The organism is Dyadobacter jiangsuensis, assembly GCF_003014695.1.
GTDB classification, from domain to species: domain Bacteria; phylum Bacteroidota; class Bacteroidia; order Cytophagales; family Spirosomataceae; genus Dyadobacter; species Dyadobacter jiangsuensis.
Genome location: NZ_PYAS01000002.1, coordinates 599,545 through 617,552 on the forward strand (window position 1 = coordinate 599,545; position 18,008 = coordinate 617,552).

Below are 18,008 nucleotides of genomic sequence, written 5' to 3' on the forward strand. Positions count from 1 at the left end.
GTACAACAATGCCTGATCCATTCAGGATAGATCAGGCATTGTTGCGTTAAGTTTGATTGTGGTAAAATTGGTATATTTGATTTTCAATCGAATGCGCTATGGCAACATTGATTATCGAAGGCGACAACGATCAGATCGCAACCGTCAAGGCTTTTTTGAAATCGGTCGGGATCAGTTTCCGGACTGAACAGGATGCCACCGATTACCTACTCAGCAATTCTTCTAATAAAACCGAATTATTAGACTCTATCAAAGAGGCCCGGGACAATAATACCCGAAAAATTGGCCTCGATGATATATGGAAATAGAGTTTACTCCCAAGGCACTATCTCAACTTGATTATTGGAAACAGACAGGGAATGAGGCCATTCTGCGCAGGATCCGTGCCCTGCTGGAATCAATAGCATACTCTCCTTTTTCTGGAATAGGCAAACCGGAGGCGCTGAAACATCAACTTTCAGGTTTTTGGTCACGTCGCATTAATGACGAACATCGATTAGTATACACGATTAAGGATGATAAAGTTATCGTCGTTCAATGCCGGTTTCATTATTCGAAATAACACTATTATATTAACCCCAATCCCGCAGCGAGCTTGATCAATGATGCGGTGTTCGATACTTCGAATTTGATCAGGAGGTTCTGGCGGTGGCTGTTCACGGTTGTGACGCTGATGAACAGTTGTTCGGCAATCTGGGGATTGGTAAGCCCCTCAGCGATTAACACCAGTACTTCTTTTTCGCGCCTGGTCAGAAACGGTACCGTCTTCGGCGCGGTAGCGGGGGTTACCTGGTCGAATTGGACATTCATAAAATAGCCGCCTGCCTGCACCTGCGCAATGGCTTCGAGGATGTCTTCCTTCCCCGAGCTTTTGATCAGATAGCCCGATGCGCCGTTCTGGATCATACGTGATACGTACGCGCGCTCGTTGAATGTGCTCAATGCGAGTGTTTTCACCTCCGGGAACTGGTCTTTTACCTTTTTGCAAAGGTCGATACCGCTGATGTCCGGCAGGTTGATATCGAGAAATGCGATGTCTACTTCGTTGTTTTTCAGGAATGCGATCGCCTCAATGGCGTTGGTAGCGGTTCCGACAACCTGCACCTCTTCCACGTCGGCGAGCAGCGATTTTAATCCTTCCAATACCAGCGGATGATCGTCCACGATGAGGATTCTGACACTCATAATTTCTTGTTTATTTAGGTTAAAGCCATTTCTGGCATTGATATCGGTCATTAAAGCACAATTTCAACCAGTACCGATGTTCCTTCGCCCGGTTTCGACTGGATGTCGAGTGTACCGTTCAGGTAATCCACGCGGGCCTGCACGTTGCGAAGGCCGGCACCTTTATTCTGTTCGAGGTTTTTAATGTCAAAACCTTTGCCATTATCCTCCACCGTTACACTCACATGGTTTTCGACCCAGGTAAGTTGTACCTGCGCTTCACTGGCATCGGCGTATTTGAGTACATTGTTGAGCAGCTCCTGGATGATCCGGTAAAGGACAACTTCCACCTGCGAGTCGAGGCGCTTGTCGTCGAACCCGAAGGCCTGCATGTGTACTTTCAATCGGCCGGAAGCGCTAATGCCTTCGCAAAAGTCGCTCAGCGCGTCGATTAATCCGAACCGTACGAGCGATTCGGGCATCATACTGTGGGCGACGCGGCGCATTTCGCTGATCGCGCCGTCCAATTGGGTTAGGGCCCTGGTAAACGTCATGGCGCTTTCTTCGGGCAGGATTACATTTCCTTTCACTGAGTTCAGAGTTAGTTTGATGCCTGATAATAGTCCGCCCAGACCGTCGTGCAGGTCGCGGGCTACGCGGGTGCGTTCTTCTTCCTGTCCTTTCAAAATCGAATTGGTGGCGACCAATTGCTTTTCCTGCTGCAATTGTAACACCTCCTGCTCGGCCACGCGCTTGCGGAATGCAATGTTCCTGTAAGCGAGAACGGCAATTACAAGCAGCCCTACAAGACCGGCTACGAGTCCATAAATCAATGTGTTACGTGTCTGTTTTTCTTTTTCGAGTGTAACGATCTGATTTTCCTTCTGCGCGGTCAGGTATTTGGTGTCGAGCTCCTGCAATTGTTTTTGAATATCGATTCCCTGAATGGAGTCGTTCAGGATCGAGTACTTCATCAGGTAGTCGTAAGCGCCTTTGTAGTTGTTCTGGCGGGCGAGATCGGTCGCGTAGTCTTCGTAGAGCTCCACCAAATGGTCGGTCATGTTATTGGCCTCCGCAATGGTGAGCGCTTCTTTGGTGTATTTGGCCGATAGGTCGATTTTTTTGGCATCCTCGGCTAGGAACATCAGCGCTCTCAGGCAGTCGAGTTCAAGAAACACATTGCCCGATTTTCGTGCGAGGTCAAGCCCTTTCTGGCCGTAAACCCATGCCTCGTCCAGATTTTTAAGCAGGCGATTGGTACGGCAAAGTCCCGCGTAAGCTTGTGTGATGAAGATGTCCGAATGGATTTTTTCAGCCACAACCAGTCCTTCTTTGAAATGGGCGAGGGCCTCATTGTATTTTTTGAGGTTGAAATAACATCCGCCGATATTGGTCAAAATGTCGGTCAATTGCAGGCTGTCCTTCATTGGTCGGGCAAGCTGTAATGCTTTTTGCTTATAAACTACCGATTTGTTGAAAAGATTGGCATGCTCGAAGGCCGTTCCGATACTGATATAAAGCCGTGGCAGAAATTCCTTCATCCCCAATTTATCAAACTGGCTGGCCGACTGCTGGTAATATTTGATTGCCTCCGTGAAATTACCCATATAAGTGTAGCTGGCCGCGATATTGGCATAGCTCTTGCCGATATTCACCTGGTGCTTCATCCTTTTGGCTATTTCAAGACTCTCGCGGTTTAGTTTCAGTCCCTCTTCGAATTTTCCCTGCAAATTGAGGATATAGGTGTAGTTCGACCGGAACTTGAACCGGCCGATATCATAATTCAATTGCTCACTGAGGGCATCCGCTTTCAGGTAGTATTTGGCGGCGCTATCGAGATTCTGGTTTTCAAGGTATTGCCCGTACTCAATATACGCAAGTACGCGGTTGGTGTCCTGCTTGCTCGTCTGAATGCGTTTCAGAATGGCATTAGGATCGGGGCTCTGGGCAAGCGCCGGAATGCATAAAAGGACTATCAAAAGTGTTCGTAAATATAATTTCATCGGACCCGGAGAGTAGAATGGATGGGAAAATTACGGTGGCAAAAGTCTGAAATAAAACCTTTTAATAATATCCTATAAACATATGATTTTCGAAAAATCATGCTTTTATAGGATTGATCTGCGGCTTCCGGACAGGCTACCTTTGTCATGTCGAAAGGCAAAAAATTATCTCATCCATTATCCATTTTTAAATCCAATACAGCCATGAAAAAAATTACATTCCTGAAAAACATTTTTGCTCTGTTGCTGCTTAGCACATTGATGTTCGCTTGTGAAGACAAGGACAAAGACGTATCCCCGGAACTAAGCTCAAAAGTGGCAGGAACTTATAAAGTGACCAAGTTGACGGTCGACGGCGATGACTATCCGCTCGATGTAGCCAAGGCGAGCATTACGATCCAGCTCGACAAGTTTTCTTCGGAAGTGGTGACGGGAAAAATGAAAGTAACGATCGACGGCGACCGTGAGCCGGATGAAGACCTTGGAACCCTGAACCTGAAAAATGCCGGCAGCACAGGCATTGATATTTACGAAAACACCGAGAAAGTTGGGAACCTGAAAGATGACAAACTGAACATTTTCGTCGTATTCGAAGGGCAGGAAGTTGAGATGATCGCGACAAAGCAATAAGCATTACCCATACAGATTACCCTTGATTACAATTACAGCCATGAAAAATAAAATCATCCCCTTTTTCCTCTATGCGTTTTGCATTGCATTCCTGAATTTCACTTTCAGCGATGAGTTTGAAGAATACGGAATCAGCCAGAAGGACATTCAGAATCGCCTCTGGAACGTTTTGCAGGCTCCGTCGGTAAGTGTGCCATATTTGGGCAGTTCTGTAAAATCGGCGTGCCGTTCGCTGGCACCTGAGGCCCAGTCGACGGCGATCAAGAAAGCAGGTGCGTTTGTGAAGAGCTATTTCAACTCAGAGGATTTTCAGAAACGTTACACCGACGCGATAGCGAAGAAGTATCCGAAACTGGAAACCACCGTGAGCGAGCAACGCAAAGCGGAAATCAGGGCAAACCGCTTGAAAGGCGTACAAGGGTTGCAAGCGAAAGATATGGAGCCGGTGGTGGATATTCAGATTCAGTCGGCAGAGACATTTGTGGGGATGGAAAGCATGCTCAGCAGCATTCCCGCCGACCAACGGGCCGATTTCAAGAAGCAGATCGAGGACGGGAAGCGCAATGCGGCGTTCTTCAAAAAGATCAAACCGCTTTTGAAAACCAATATGGAGGAGTTCAAAAAGCAATATGCCGAGTACCTGGCGGCCGACGAGATCCGGCAGTCGGAGCAGACCCTGGCGCGCAATGCGAAAAGTAATACAGACGAGTACGAGAAATTAAAAGATCCGAAAAAGGTACTCACGGCGCGCCTTACCGACTTCCTGAACCAGAGCAAAGGCGTGGATTTCGCGGCGCAGACGAAAGAAATGAACGGTCGCAAGAAGTTCGTGAACGCGGCCTACGAAGGCAAAAGTGATGTGTGGAAGTTCTGTTACCGAATGGGCGCGACGCCTACCAATACTGCCCGTGCATTCGCGCAGCAGTGGCTTACCGAGTTGAAATAAATTGGTTTATATAAGGATGTACAGAGAGGCGCTACTGGCTCCTTTTCTGTCTGATCCGTGGCCGGCAGCGCGTTACTGTCGCCACGGATTTTTTTATTTTCAAGAAAATTGAGGGAAGCTATTGCATTTTAAAAAACATTAAACTTACTTTGTCTATCAAATAAGTATACTATTAAAAACAAAGCTCCTGAACCACCCTGAGCTGAGTATTAATCCAGGCATCTTAGATATGAGCGCGGTTAATTTACTTTGTAAGGCCCCCGTGGGGGATGTGGTAGGGCATACCTTCAAGCTTTGTTTTCATTCCAATTGCTGTTGTTGAAACGGCGACCCATACCTGACATTTCACGGAAATATCCCGCCTGACAGTCATGGCCGATCATCTGAAATTTTCGGTGGTTGGCGATTTCAGTTGCCGGTTGTGCTGTCCCGGGGTATTTCCGTATCCATATCTCATGCTGCGTTTATACTAAACCGGTACTACTACACTACTTGTAATATGTTTACATTCTCAGACGTGGTGCTGCTCGCGAGGAAGATCGCCGTCGGCATTCTGCTTACATTAATTCCCTTTGTACTGATCGCCGGAGGCATTTGGCTGGCGTGGAAATTCTTTATCTGATTGCTCATTTCACCATAAAAAATCAAATCACGCATGAAAGTGGATAATGCATTGGCCCGGAAGATTACCCGAGACGGCCTGATCAGCGTGGTGCTTTACCTCGCGCCCATCGTTTTGATGTTTGCCAGCTTCCAGGTATTCGGTTACCGCCCATGGGAGGGAAGCAACGAGTTTCCTTTCAAAGCACCTGCATTTGTTGAGGCGGTTTTCAAAAACCTGAGTAGCTGGGGGTTGCCGGTGATTGTGCTCGTGCTGGGTGTGATCGAATTTGCAGCCGGCTTGTACGAAAACAAATGGACCAAGAACGAGCGGATTCTGGACATTGTCTGCTTTGTAGTTCCTAAGCTGATTATCCGGCCGTTTGTGGCTTATTTCGGATTGAAATTCCTGCCGCTGGTCCTGCCCGAAGCAAAAAATGCATTTGAATGGGTGCCATTCTGGTGGGCATTCCTGATCATAGCGGTGGCCGATGACCTCACACAATACTGGTATCACCGCCTGCACCACCAGGTCCCCTGGCTCTGGCGCTTTCACCGCACGCACCATTCCGCTAATTACATGGGAATGGCCATGGCAAGCAGGCAGAACGTGATTTACACGTTGTTTTTCTCGCAAACCTACCTGACCATCGCATTGACGTACCTTGGCCTGGGCTACGCCGCCTTGTTTGTGAAAGTCATCAAATCGTTCATCACCACCGGCGCGCATTCGAGCATTCCCTGGGATAAGCCTTTCTACGAAATCAAATGGCTGAAACCGATCGGTTGGGTGTTGGAGAGACTGATTTCCACTCCGGCCACACACCATGCACACCACGCCGACACGACCGACGACGGGATAGGCTATTACAAAGGAAACTTCGGTAATATGTTCTTCCTCTGGGATATCATCTTCGGGACCGGCATCATTACCCGCAAATACCCGTCGTCTTACGGCATCAAGCATTACCAGGAGGAGGAATGGTACGCCCAGTTTATGTGGCCCATTTTTAAATCCAGGAAGGAAGGCAGCGAATTATCGCACAATGGGCCGGTTGTTGGCGACGCGGTACCGGACACGCCGGAACCCATTGCGCTTAAATCTGAACTTACAACTACTACGGCAGTCGCTTAAAATTCCCAGATGACCATTGGCCCGACCGGTGGTCATCTTTTTTTATCCTGATTTTACAGGATTATCTGTTTTCGGAAGAATTGGCGAGGCACCAATCAATAATTTGGGGATACAAATCCGTGATGGGTGCTTGTGGAGGCCTGCGACGATACAATTCAATCAGGAATTGATTAAAGCTATTAAATTTTTTGAATCCTCTTTCGGCCATTTTCTTCTCTACCGAGTTCACAAGAGGGGAGAAATCTACGTCAGGCGCATTGTCAAGATACCAGAGGGATACCAATGCCCAATTCATGTATTCATTGAAGCATGAGGCCGGATCCATACTCCTGGCTCCGGGCTTGGACATGTCTACCCAGGCTGGGACGTTATTGAAAGCCCTTTTAATTTTCAATGCATATAAATCCTTTTCGGAAATTGGATTAATGAAGGCGTGATTGAGCTCCGTGAATGCCGTTGTTGCGGACCTTAGCTTTTTATAAGTGAGGTGCGACGATGTGCTGTCACCGATTTCCCGGAAAGGAAAATTAACATGTGCATGAATTTCTTTGAATGTATCACTTTCGAGCCAGTTGACGCTCTGGGCATAGCCGGTCAGGGGCGACAGGATGATTTTATATGAATTAAAAGCGATACCCGGCAATCGCGAAGTCAGCCAGGTTTTGATTTGAGCGATGTCAATATACTCACTGTAATTATGGATCAGCGAATCATAATAATGTTGGTTCGCATCGTACAAGTCCAAAATCTGATACTATCTGCAAAATTTTGCAGGTGATGAATGTAAGGACGGAGGGTGTTTGTCCTTTCCCATCCTGTTCTGTCATACGTTTTGGTAGGTACTATTTTTCCCGTTTGATCAAACTGAAAAGAGTAGGCGTCCATTTTGAGATTGAAGTATGCTCTTCGATTTATGTTAATCAGGGAGTCCGCGATGTCAACAATCTTGCTTCGCGTGTTTTTAGGGAGACGGGCCAGAATGGTTTGATAGTAGTTTGTGCTTTTGTAAACCAGTCCGTTTTCTTTGTAAACCAGAGGCGTTATTGCCAACACCAGGTTCATCAGTTCGCAGACCTTCGGTATTTCAATGGATATTTTGTCGTTATTGAGGGCGATGTAGTTGACGTCGAAATTTGCGCTTGGGATTTCAGTTTGTGCCACAATTAGTGTTTGAGCAGTATCCTTGCCGTTCAGGAGAATGGAAAATCTAACGGTTTGTCCAGGCCCAACATTGAATTCCAGGGAGTCGGTGTCGCTGATGAACGAGACCTTTTTTGTTTCGCCTGTTTTGACATAAGTTTCATATATGTCCTGCTTTATTTTCGGGTCTACTTGCCAATAGTCCGATTGGTAAACCTTACCATCCCTGATGCTGATCAAATTTCTGCTTGATCGTAGCACGGGGTTCTGAGCGTATGCGGTGCCGAAAGCCCAGTAATAGATAGAAATGATGATCAGTGTGGTGAATCGTGCCATCTTACATTGTCGTTTTGAGAATTTTGCCGTTTTCCGGTTTGGGGAGCAAATCACTAAAATTCAATTTAGAGCAATGATGACCAGATGTCTTTCAGCTAGTATGCATGAGGTTCCTCTCGGTTATTATGCGGCGGTGGCGGATGGTTTGTACAACACGCCTGCAACACAGTGCTTCTAAGGCAATCAACAGGTATCTAACCATTCGTAATTGGCTGATCGACTTTCACATTGTAGAATTTGAACAGAATGGCGAATACAGTGCGCGGTATGGACAGAGATTGGTTGAAGAGATGGCAAAAGCCTTGGATGCCGTTGGGCTAAGCGTAAGGAGCCTGAAACTGCTCAGGCAGTTCTATTTTACATATCCTCAAATTGTGCAGACAGCGTCTGCACAATTGAACGGTTTAAAACTGGCAACTTCGGATAAGCTCCCCGGGCCGATTGGTAAAACTGATTACGATACCCGCGAGGAACGTAGCAGAATGAACTGGCACAAATGCATGGTCAACCAATGCGTTTATAAACCGTTTCTGTCGCCTTGTCTTCCTGGCCTTCCGGCGAAATGTTGTAAGCCGTGATGATCAATGTGTCCGGATCCGTCAGTTCTGCAACGGTGCGCCAGTTCCAGGGAGCGGGGTATTCGGGGACGCTGTATTGTCCCAGGACCGAAAAGCCATTTCCCGTAGGCGTGCCGTTGGAAAGCATCATGCCGGTACCCATATGAAAGCTGTCGATCCAGAATGCCTGTGCGTTGCTGTTGGGAATGTCGAAACCGTAAATGGCTATGCCCTGGAATGGTTTGCCGTTGAGGCTGCCCTGATATTCGTGCAAAAGGAAACTGCCGCCGAGGATGGCTTTGATAGTCCCCTTCATTTCGGACTCGTCGGCGAGGACGTCGGGTTCGAACCAGGTTTTGGTAATGCCTTGCCAATTGCCGGTCAACGCCTGCAATTGGTGATGTACTCCGGATTCCAGCGAGGTTTCAAATTTCGATTTAGACATAGGATTTAGATTTAGTTTGCCGGGGCTCTCAGTCGCGGTAGTTGCGGCAGGCAATTTTTGTGAATATAATAATTCAAAATTTAATAAAAATGGGATATGAGACAACTGCTTAAAACGCCAATAGGAAGGGGTATTTGGGACAAAATTTCTATATTGGTGCCCGCTTTGGCCTGAATGTCAAAGATTAAACCATCAACAACATGTTACAACTAGGACTATTAATTACCAACCGGCACCGCTTATTGAGCGTCGCGGCGATTCTCGACGTGTTCGAATCGGTGAACAGCTTCTATGAGCGGGCAAATCAGCCGCATTTTTTTAACATCACGCTGTTCTCACCGGACGCAGAACCGGGAAAGTTTTACGGAGCTTACCCGATGCAATCGATTCATGAATTTACCAAGCAGGACCTCATACTTATTCCGGCATTCGGCTCGGGGGACGTCCAGCTTTCGATTATGAGCAACCAATGCTGCATTCCGTGGCTTTGGGAGCAATATAAAAATGGTGCCGAACTGGCCAGCTTCTGTACGGGGGCATTCCTGCTCGCTGCCGGGGGCCTGCTGAATGGCAAGCACGCCACTACGCACATAGATGCAGCAGAGGCATTGGCTTCCAATTTTCCGGATATTATCATGAAAAGCGATGCGGTAGTAACGGAAGATAAGGGCATTTTCACGAGCGGAGGCGCTACGAGCAGCTTCCACCTGATGCTGTACCTGATACAGCGTTTTTGCGGAAAGGACCTCACCTTACGGACCGCTAAAATGTTTGCCATTGATATGGACCGCGAGCAGCAGACCTATTTCGGCACTTTTGCTCCGCCCCAGAACCACGGCGACGGGCTGGTGAATATGGCACAGCAGAAGATCGAAAAGGAATATCAGGAAGGCAGTACGATCGAAGTACTCATTCAGGACATTCCGGCAAGCCGGAGAAATGTGGTGCGGCGGTTCAAACAGGCAATCGGCGTGACACCCATCGAGTACTTGCAACGGACGCGCATTGAAGCGGCTAAGAAGTTGTTGGCTCAAACGGATCAGAGCGTGCTCGAAGTCATGCTTAATTCGGGTTATAACGATTTAAAATCATTCCGGCAGCTGTTCAAGAAAAGTACGGGCGTGACGCCGAAAGAGTATCGCGACAAGTTTAATATCGCCAGGCTGGAAACAGGAGGGCGCTGGAACCGACGCATGAGCGGAGCCTCTTATCTCGATTAAAATCAAAAGCCCGGACCTTAACGATCCGGGCTTTTGATTTTAATGCCATTCCGACGTTAGTTAAGCTTGGCAATCTTGCGGAATGCCCGCTCGTTGCCTTGTTTGATTTCGACAATGCAAACACTTGCAGGCAGGTGCATAATGTTCAGTTGATGCGAGAATTTGGTAGCCGTTTTATTCACCTGCGTATTCTTGTAAAGCGTTCCTGACTTCGCGTCAAAAATGCGGATTTCAATTTGACCGGTTTTCTCGTTGGCAAGATCGATGCTGACGAAGTCGGAAGTGGGGTTAGGGTAGACTTTTGCTTCGGCATGAAGTGATACCTCCTCTTTTGCAACTGGTACCGCCATTTCTACGGCTGCCTGTCTCGCATTCTGGCCGTCGGCAGCGAGAACGAAAATCGGCGTTTCTCCGGCTGTAACGGTCACTTTGCCATCCACGATCGGTAACTCGGTCATCGCCATATTGTCTGCACCTGCGGTCGGCGTGTAAATCCGCGCAACGCCTGCCTGGTTCAGATTGACGGTATACTCCGCCGTTCTTCCCACTTCATCAGGCACGGTCAGAATGAACAGAGATTTGCCATTCAGCTCATACCGGTCGACGATCGGGTCGTTGTGGATCGTTTCCTTGTATTCGTACTGGCCGAACAGCTTCTGTGTTTGCAGGAAATAGTCGGCAGATGGCCGGCGGGTTTGATCGTTATTGACAAACCCAGCGGATGCGAACATGCCGCCGCCACCATTGTCGTCATACATTTGATAGAAAAACAATTTCTCAACACCATTGCGGGCCGTGAATAGCGAGGTGCGCAAGATCCAGTCGGCCTGCGTTTGCAATGCAGATTTGTTGCCGATAGGAATCGCTTTCAACGGGCTGTCCTGATGTACATCGTAGCCGGCCTCGGTGTTCCAGATTGGAAGGTCGTTCGATAACTCGCGGGTTACTTTGACAAAGTTTTCGAGGATTTGTTTTGCATTGGTAACCTCCGGGGCCGCGCCGCGCGTGGAGGTACCGCTCTGGCTCGATGATGCATTGTCGGTATAAAGGTGGAAGTTCACCACATCCCAGCAGAGATTCACCGTGCCGTCGGCATTATATCCACGAAACTCCTTGCACCAGTCTACCATTCCTTTTACGAAATCGGGGCCGGTAACGAGTCCGGCGATGACCACTTTCATGTTAGGATCTGCATTTTTAACACCTACGCCTGCGCCCATCGTATTCTTGTGGCCATCGTAAAATGCCGACATATTAGCTGCATATTCACGGGCAGTCTGGTAGCCTTTGCGGCCTTTCCACCATTTGTCGCGCTCATTGTCGCATTCGATGTATTTGATCAGGTTCAAGCCGATCTTTACCTCGTTAACCGGGTCGTTGGTCCATCTCGGAGTCGTTGAAACGCTCAGCAGCGAAGGATTCACATTGGTATTGCTTCCATAACGCGCTGCATATTGAAATGCAACCTTAGCTTGTTCAATGTAAGAAAGGGGATCAGCGAAATTCTTACCAAAGCGTACGGGCACGTTTTCGGGGTCGCGCTGGTCTTCGGGATATGTCTCGCGCATCCAGGCGGGCTGTGTTTTGAGGCAAGCCAGTACTTCAATGCCTTCCTGTTTGCAGCGTTGGTAAATCAGGTCATAATTCCAGCTTCCGCTTAGTGTAGGGTTGTAGGAATAAACGCCCTCCGAAGATTCGAGCTTTTCCCAGTCCATATAATGCCGCAAGCCCGTAAAGCTTTTGGCAACCTGCACCTTCGACTCCACCAGCGACTCGGTATGTGCGCCATCCTGGAAATACCACTCATAACCATTCACGCCGAGCATGTCATTCAAGGTGATATGCTTGGTCCGGGCAGGTTTCTGAGTTTCGGTTCCGGGGGTGTAGCTTCCGTAGAACTCAATTTCGGTCGGTAATGTGTTGGACATCGTCATGACCAGATACCGGATATTGCTCATCGGCTGATCAAGCTTGAACTGCGCGTCGCCGGATAGCTGGCGATCGGGGTAGGGGCCTACCCATCCATTGTATATTTCGCCGGTAAATGTGGCGACAGGAATGCGCTCCCATTGATCGTTGATGACGGAAAGTACCAACGGAAAATCCTGCGCGGTACCTGTGAAGTCAAAGAATTTGACGCCGTTGAGCGTAATCTGCTCCCCTTCTTTCAATGGGTAATAGGCCTCATAGTTGTTGATCACCTTACCCCAGCCGGTAAGTACGTTCTCCTGTGTATTGCCGTCGAACAGTCCGTCGAGGCCATTGGCCGCATTGGTGAGCTGGTACCAGCGTTTCGGATCGATCGGGATTTTGGTGCCGAGGGCCGGGTTGTTGGGGTTCGAGTTGTCGGAAACAGTAAATGTCCTGGCTACGTTGTCGGCCGTTAGATAATTGTTATTGCCAGCTTGCGAGGCTGTGATGGTCACCTGGCCAGCAGTGTGAATGGTTGCTTTCCAGATGCCGGTCGCGTTCGAAACGGATACAATCGACGAATTGGAGGAGGTAAACTGAACGGGTGTTTCCGGGTTTGTGCTGCTGGCGGTTAGGTTGAATGAAGCATCGGTCAGGTTTTTGTCTGAAATCGCTTCAAACGTAATCACCGATTGTCCCTGAACAGAGCCGGGTATTACCTCAAACCAGTTGAAATTGAATGCGCCGCGGTTGGCGAAGATGCGAAACACTTGGCTACCGGCTTCCAGCTGCACGGTTTTGCGGACGGTGGTGTAGTTCTGCCAGCCACCCGTTTGCGGTACGTCCACGCTGCCGAGCACGGTGCCGTTTGTATTTTTGAACTGAATATTTCCATTGCCCCATTGGTTGGCCACCCTGAAATTGATTGTGTAAGTGCCGGCCGTTGGTACATTCACGTTGTAATCCATCCAGTCGTTGTCGTCGATGTAATTCACATTGATGTTTCCATCTACATCGCCCGTAGTTTCCGTACGTACGTCCGATGCAACATCGAATGTTTCTGCTTCGATCCGGCTTGTCAATGCGCGGGATTCTTTGGCTTCAAACCAGTTGAAATTCCAGCCGCCCTTTGTGGCGAAGACCCTTAGTCTCTGGTTTCCGGCGGGGAGCGACGCCAGCATGCTGACAGTCTTCCAGCCCTGCATACCACCTGTTTGTGGCAGCAAAATACTGCCTAGCTCTGCGCCGTCGCTGTTTTTTAGGGCGAGCGTGGCTTCGGGGCTGTATCCGTTTGCAATGCGGTAGTTGAATGTGAAAATGCCAGCCGCAGGAACATGTACATCATACTCCATCCAGCTGTTGTCCTGGATCCACTCTACGTTCTGGCCACCGTCGGTATCCTCCGTATTTTGAAGCTGTACGCTGTAAGAATCGTTAAAACTTTCCGCTTCGACTTTCGCAGGCAGGATTGTGCCCGTAATGCGCGCGCTCGCCGAAACAAATGAAAACCAGTTGAAATTGAATGCACCGCTTCTCGCAAAAAGCCGGATGACCTGGCTTCCAGCCGGCAGGGGAACGGTAGCATTGATCGTCACCCAGTTTTGCCAGCCACCTGTTTGGGGTACATTTACCTGGCCCAGCACAGTACCTGCCGCATTCTGTATTTCGATAACGCCGTTTCCATATGCATTGGCAACCCGGAATTGCATTTCATAATCCCGCGCATTCGGGAGGCTGATGTTATAGTCCATCCAGTCATTATCGTCGATATAGCCGACATTCAGACCACCTCCCTCGTCACCCGTGGCTTCGGTACGCACCTCGTACATGGCATCAAAGCTTTCTGCTTCAACTTTTCCCGCCGATATTGAGCGTGAGATGTTTACCTCGAACCAGTTGAAGTTCCAGCCGCCTTTTTCGGCAAAAATGCGAATTACTTGGTTTCCTTGTGGAAGTAATGCGATGAACGACACCGTTTGCCAGCCTTGCATTCCGCCGGTTTGCGGAAGCACGACCCGGCCGAGTGAGGCGCCGCTCGCCGATTTCAGAACCAGCGTTGCTTCGGGACTGTAACCGTTCGCAATGCGGAACCTGAACGTGTAGTAGCCCGCCGACGGCGCCTGGACAGCATAGTCCATCCAGCTTCCATCCTGAATCCAGCCAACATTCTGGCCTCCGTCGACGTCAGAAGTGTTTTCAGTGCCAACGGCGTTCATTGCCGTGAATTCCTCTGCTTCGATCTTTCCGGGGAGTAGCTTACTTGACTGTGCCTGAATAGAGAAGGAGAGGAGTAAAAAACAGAGTGTAAAAATTTTAGCCATTCGTCGGGTCTACAAAGAAATTTGAGTGAAGATACAACGAATTTAATTTCGGCTACAATTTTTGTAGTAGTTTTTGTGACGGCAATATGAAAGATAACTGCTTTGTTATGAAAAACTTTAAAATAATACACTTTGCAAAAATCGGTTACTTAAATGCCGGTATACCAGGCTCTTCCCCCGGCAGTGGTTCTACTTCGGGGACCACGGGCTCTACCGGCGGCAGCTCTGGCTGCGGCTCTACCGGCGGAGTCTCCGGTTCCTTCTCATAAGGCGGGGTTTCCTCCGGTATATCGGGAGAAGGTACCTCCGGCCGGGGATCGAATGGAGGTGTTTCGCGCGGATCACCGGGATCGCCGCCGCCATCCATAGCGCCCAGGAATTCGTTTGCCAATTGATAAATATCCATGATTTCCAGTTTTTTTGATGAAATGATTGTCAATCCATTACTAAAATAACTATGCCGGAAGGTAAATGACTCGCTGTTTTTTGTGCCTGATAATGTACAATTCATATAATAGCACGTTGAAATTTTTATATTTGACCTTCTCCAAATTCAAATCTAACTAAATGGAACAGCAAGAAACCCGCCAGCTTACCTTTCATGGGGAAGGGGCTAAACTCTTCGGAATTTACATCGTCAATATTCTTTTGACTATCGTGACGTTCGGGCTTTATTACCCTTGGGCAAGGGCCGCATTGTTGAAATACATGTATGAAGAATCCGAGTTCGAAGGAAGCCGTTTTACATTCCATGGCACGGGCAAGGAAATGTTTATCGGTTTCATTAAAGCGATCGGGATTTTCTTGGGGCTCTATGCCATTCTTTTTGGAGGGATATTGTCGCAAAATGCGACCCTTATGATGCTGGGCCTCGCTGTTTTCTATATTGGATTACTGTTGTTGATCCCGATCGCCATTCATGGTGCACTTCGATACAGAGCCTCGCGGTCGTCCTGGCGGGGTATTCATTTTGGCTACCGTGGCGATAGAAAAGAACTGTTGAATACGTTTATAATCGGCAGCATCATTACCCTCGTTACCTTCGGCATCTACGGTGCATGGCTTATTATTGAGCTGAGAAAGTATATTTTCAAAAACCTGCGGTTCGGTAATATTACATTTTCATACGAAGGAGAGGGCGGGGCTTTTTTCTGGCTCAATATAAAGGGGTATTTCCTGACGATCATCACTTTTGGAATTTATGGTTTCTGGTGGGTAAAGGACCTTTTCAACTATTACGTGAATAATATCCGGATGTATCAGGGAGAAACGCGGCTGGCTTTCCGCTCGACGGCCACTGCCGGTGGATATTTCAAGCTCCTGATCGTTAATGTACTCATTGTCGTGTTGAGCCTTGGTCTGGCCACGCCCTGGGCGATTGTGCGCACGATGCAATTTGTATTCTCAAATATCCATATCGACGGACCACTGGATGTCGATGCGATCATTCAAACCGAGGCCGACTATACCGATGCAACCGGTGAAGATCTCGCGGATATGATCGATATTGGGATTGTTTAACTGACCTTTAGGCCTTCATGTACAATTTTAGTGTCCGTTATCACGACGGTCGGCTGTCCATCGCGCACGACGCGACGCTTACGCTCATGCCGGATCACTGGCTTATCCATTATCGTGATCCCTCGGGCGAGCTCGTTTCGGCGCGGTGGGCATTGCACAGCATCGTGACAGACGAGAATTTCAGTAACCTCTTCATCTTCCGGTACGGCGAATTCCCGCAGCAAACCATTGAATGCAAGGACGATCGTTTACCCGAAACGTTAAAAAAGCGTTACTCGGAAAAGGTATTTTTTAAAAGGCGTATCACGGATATTTTCAAGCTGAATAATACCACCATCGTAGGCGTGGCTTTGGCAGTACTCGCGTTGATGGGTCTGGGGTACTGGTTCGGGCTTCCGTGGTTGGCAGGGGCTGTTGCGTCGCGTTTTCCTGTCAGTACGGAAGTGCAGATGGGCGACACGATGTACGAGAACATGATCCGGGCTTATGACGTGGATGAGCGCTTGACGGCCGTCACCAGTGACTTTGCGAAAGCTATTGATTTTAAAACGCATTACCCTATACGTATCACCGTCGTAAAGAACAAGGAAGTCAATGCATTTGCCTTGCCTGGCGGGCGCATTGTGGTATTCGACGGCATTCTCCGGAAAATGCATACGAAGGAAGAGCTTGCCGCATTGCTGGCGCACGAAGTCTCGCATGTGCATTACCGGCACTCGCTGCGTAACATTTTCCGAAGCCTGGGCGGCTACTTGTTCATTTCGCTGTTGTTAAACGATGTCAACGGCGTCGTCACCGTCCTGGCCGACAACTCCAACACCCTTGCAAACCTGACCTACTCACGCGAGCTGGAAACCGAAGCCGACAGCAAAGGAATGGCGATTTTCAAGGCAAACGGGCTGGATTTGAAAGGATTTGTGGATTTGTTTACCGTGCTTAAAGGTGAACATGGAGATGTGGAGGCTTTGAAGTTGCTGAGTACGCACCCGTTGACGGAAGATCGGCTGCGGGCGGCGGCGGCGATGGTGAAGGGGCAGGGGGCTGTGAGGGACGATGGTGATTTGGAGAGGAAGTGGGAGGTGATTGAGAATGAGTTGAAATGAAATCGGGCCGTTGGTGAGACGGCCCGATTTTAAGATAAGGGTCTTACAGCCCAGGCCAGGCGGTCACGTAGCTTAGACTGTCCGTTGAGATGTCAAAAGCAGGCTCATATATGCTGGCATAATATGTGTCAGTCCTTGTTGTTACGTATCCGTCAGCATTCAGGGTGTAGGTATAGTTGTTGGAAGATGCCGTTCCATCTAAATAATCCGTAATAACTGTCTGGACCAGCTTGTCGCTTAATGTTCCAAAGATTCGTAGATATTTATCCAGCTGAGTGTGATAGGGATTCAGAAAGTATTTGTCCTGAAATGCAGAATAGCTGAACTTGTATTCCATAAACGGGCCTGACTCGCCGATATATGTGATCTTATCAAGCCGTTGGGTGTTTGGTAAGGTTGTCTTGTAGGAAAACTGTTGTGTGAGAACGTGCGCCCCGAAGTGCCTTTTAATTTCAATCAATGATCCTTGTGAATTGTATTTGTATTCATAAGTAAATTTAGAAGTCAAATCCTTGCTTGCCACACATCGCCCATTTACTATGTGATATGTTTTATGGTTTGTGAGCTTGTTGTTTACTTTGGCGTATTTCTTGCTTGTAATCCACAAGTCGCCCGAACCATCATCGTAGGAGTATTCAGTGTAATCGTAAGAACCATATACCTTCCATAATTTACCCGCGAATTTTCCGAATTTTAAATATTGCAACGAATTCTCTCCATCTTTTACTAAAAACACATCCGCCGTTATTTTTGCATTTTTATTATTGTTTATGCTACTTGCGGCGTTGGGAGAAGGAGCGAGAGGATCATTTTGGCACCCGGTTAATAATGCGTCCAATGCTAACCCTTTCAGTGCCTTACCTGCTGTTTGAAATGAATTCATGATTTTAGCTATTAATAGGTTGAATGAAAATAAAATCATTTCAAACTTAGCAGGAAGTGTAAAGCGCTGAAAATTCGATTGCCTAACGGCGTG

18 protein-coding genes are annotated in these 18,008 nt (G+C 48.2%); 10 read left to right on the plus strand and 8 right to left on the minus strand.

What is annotated here, in order from left to right:
- Positions 1-98: 98 nt before the first annotated feature.
- Positions 99-308 carry a hypothetical protein gene (locus CLV60_RS05840; protein WP_106594412.1) on the plus strand — a complete coding sequence of 70 codons (210 nt, stop codon included), beginning with the start codon at positions 99-101 and terminating at the stop codon, positions 306-308.
- The gene (locus CLV60_RS05845; RefSeq protein ID WP_106594413.1) at positions 299-562 is read left to right on the plus strand and encodes a Txe/YoeB family addiction module toxin; all 264 of its coding nucleotides are present in this window, start codon (positions 299-301) and stop codon (positions 560-562) included. Before CLV60_RS05840 ends, CLV60_RS05845 begins: the two co-directional genes overlap by 10 nt.
- A gap of 5 nt (positions 563-567) precedes the next feature.
- Here the strand turns inward: CLV60_RS05845 and CLV60_RS05850 are convergent, their stop codons facing one another.
- Both CLV60_RS05850 and CLV60_RS05855 read right to left on the minus strand, forming a co-directional pair.
- The gene (locus CLV60_RS05850; RefSeq protein ID WP_106594510.1) at positions 568-1,185 is read right to left on the minus strand and encodes a response regulator; all 618 of its coding nucleotides are present in this window, start codon (positions 1,183-1,185) and stop codon (positions 568-570) included.
- Between the two features lie 50 nt (positions 1,186-1,235).
- On the minus strand, positions 1,236-3,143 hold the full coding sequence (locus CLV60_RS05855; RefSeq protein ID WP_229210830.1) for a tetratricopeptide repeat-containing sensor histidine kinase: 1,908 nt from the start codon (positions 3,141-3,143) through the stop codon (positions 1,236-1,238).
- 228 nt (positions 3,144-3,371) lie between these two features.
- Here CLV60_RS05855 and CLV60_RS05860 point away from each other — a divergent pair, with 228 nt between their 5' ends.
- The 4 genes from CLV60_RS05860 to CLV60_RS05870 all read left to right on the plus strand — a co-directional run bounded on the left by CLV60_RS05860 (position 3,372) and on the right by CLV60_RS05870 (position 6,478).
- Positions 3,372-3,797 carry a hypothetical protein gene (locus CLV60_RS05860; protein ID WP_106594415.1) on the plus strand — a complete coding sequence of 142 codons (426 nt, stop codon included), beginning with the start codon at positions 3,372-3,374 and terminating at the stop codon, positions 3,795-3,797.
- A gap of 40 nt (positions 3,798-3,837) precedes the next feature.
- Positions 3,838-4,743, plus strand: coding sequence for a hypothetical protein (locus tag CLV60_RS05865; RefSeq protein ID WP_106594416.1), 906 nt, complete (start codon positions 3,838-3,840; stop codon positions 4,741-4,743).
- Between the two features lie 499 nt (positions 4,744-5,242).
- Positions 5,243-5,365, plus strand: a complete 123-nt coding sequence (locus tag CLV60_RS34845; RefSeq protein ID WP_262510530.1) for a hypothetical protein — start codon at positions 5,243-5,245, stop codon at positions 5,363-5,365.
- A gap of 33 nt (positions 5,366-5,398) precedes the next feature.
- Positions 5,399-6,478 carry a sterol desaturase family protein gene (locus tag CLV60_RS05870; protein WP_106594417.1) on the plus strand — a complete coding sequence of 360 codons (1,080 nt, stop codon included), beginning with the start codon at positions 5,399-5,401 and terminating at the stop codon, positions 6,476-6,478.
- 61 nt (positions 6,479-6,539) lie between these two features.
- Here the strand turns inward: CLV60_RS05870 and CLV60_RS05875 are convergent, their stop codons facing one another.
- Both CLV60_RS05875 and CLV60_RS05880 read right to left on the minus strand, forming a co-directional pair.
- The gene (locus CLV60_RS05875) at positions 6,540-7,223 is read right to left on the minus strand and encodes a DUF4932 domain-containing protein (RefSeq protein ID WP_170118713.1); all 684 of its coding nucleotides are present in this window, start codon (positions 7,221-7,223) and stop codon (positions 6,540-6,542) included.
- Positions 7,181-7,954 (minus strand): hypothetical protein, encoded by a 774-nt coding sequence (locus CLV60_RS05880; protein WP_106594419.1) that lies wholly within the window; start codon positions 7,952-7,954, stop codon positions 7,181-7,183. Before CLV60_RS05880 ends, CLV60_RS05875 begins: the two co-directional genes overlap by 43 nt.
- Before the next feature lie 140 nt (positions 7,955-8,094).
- Between CLV60_RS05880 and CLV60_RS05885 the strand changes: the two genes are divergently transcribed.
- Positions 8,095-8,532 carry a DUF1016 N-terminal domain-containing protein gene (locus CLV60_RS05885; RefSeq protein WP_229210836.1) on the plus strand — a complete coding sequence of 146 codons (438 nt, stop codon included), beginning with the start codon at positions 8,095-8,097 and terminating at the stop codon, positions 8,530-8,532.
- Here CLV60_RS05885 and CLV60_RS05890 read toward each other — a convergent pair.
- Positions 8,459-8,956 (minus strand): DUF1579 domain-containing protein, encoded by a 498-nt coding sequence (locus CLV60_RS05890; RefSeq protein ID WP_106594421.1) that lies wholly within the window; start codon positions 8,954-8,956, stop codon positions 8,459-8,461. The genes CLV60_RS05885 and CLV60_RS05890 overlap by 74 nt on opposite strands.
- Positions 8,957-9,156: 200 nt before the next feature.
- Here CLV60_RS05890 and CLV60_RS05895 point away from each other — a divergent pair, with 200 nt between their 5' ends.
- Entirely contained in the window at positions 9,157-10,176 is a 1,020-nt protein-coding gene (locus tag CLV60_RS05895; protein WP_106594422.1) for a GlxA family transcriptional regulator, read from the plus strand.
- A gap of 56 nt (positions 10,177-10,232) precedes the next feature.
- Here the strand turns inward: CLV60_RS05895 and CLV60_RS05900 are convergent, their stop codons facing one another.
- Positions 10,233-14,408 (minus strand): carbohydrate-binding protein, encoded by a 4,176-nt coding sequence (locus tag CLV60_RS05900; protein ID WP_106594423.1) that lies wholly within the window; start codon positions 14,406-14,408, stop codon positions 10,233-10,235.
- A gap of 145 nt (positions 14,409-14,553) precedes the next feature.
- A complete protein-coding gene (locus CLV60_RS05905) occupies positions 14,554-14,814 on the minus strand; it encodes a filamentous hemagglutinin (RefSeq protein WP_106594511.1) in 261 nt (86 codons plus the stop codon).
- A 161-nt stretch (positions 14,815-14,975) separates the two neighbouring features.
- Between CLV60_RS05905 and CLV60_RS05910 the strand changes: the two genes are divergently transcribed.
- Both CLV60_RS05910 and CLV60_RS05915 read left to right on the plus strand, forming a co-directional pair.
- Entirely contained in the window at positions 14,976-15,929 is a 954-nt protein-coding gene (locus tag CLV60_RS05910; RefSeq protein WP_106594424.1) for a YjgN family protein, read from the plus strand.
- A 17-nt stretch (positions 15,930-15,946) separates the two neighbouring features.
- On the plus strand, positions 15,947-17,032 hold the full coding sequence (locus CLV60_RS05915; protein WP_106594425.1) for a M48 family metallopeptidase: 1,086 nt from the start codon (positions 15,947-15,949) through the stop codon (positions 17,030-17,032).
- 43 nt (positions 17,033-17,075) lie between these two features.
- On the opposite strand, the gene CLV60_RS05920 is transcribed toward CLV60_RS05915, so the two are convergent.
- Positions 17,076-17,915 (minus strand): hypothetical protein, encoded by an 840-nt coding sequence (locus tag CLV60_RS05920; protein WP_106594426.1) that lies wholly within the window; start codon positions 17,913-17,915, stop codon positions 17,076-17,078.
- Positions 17,916-18,008: the final 93 nt, after the last annotated feature.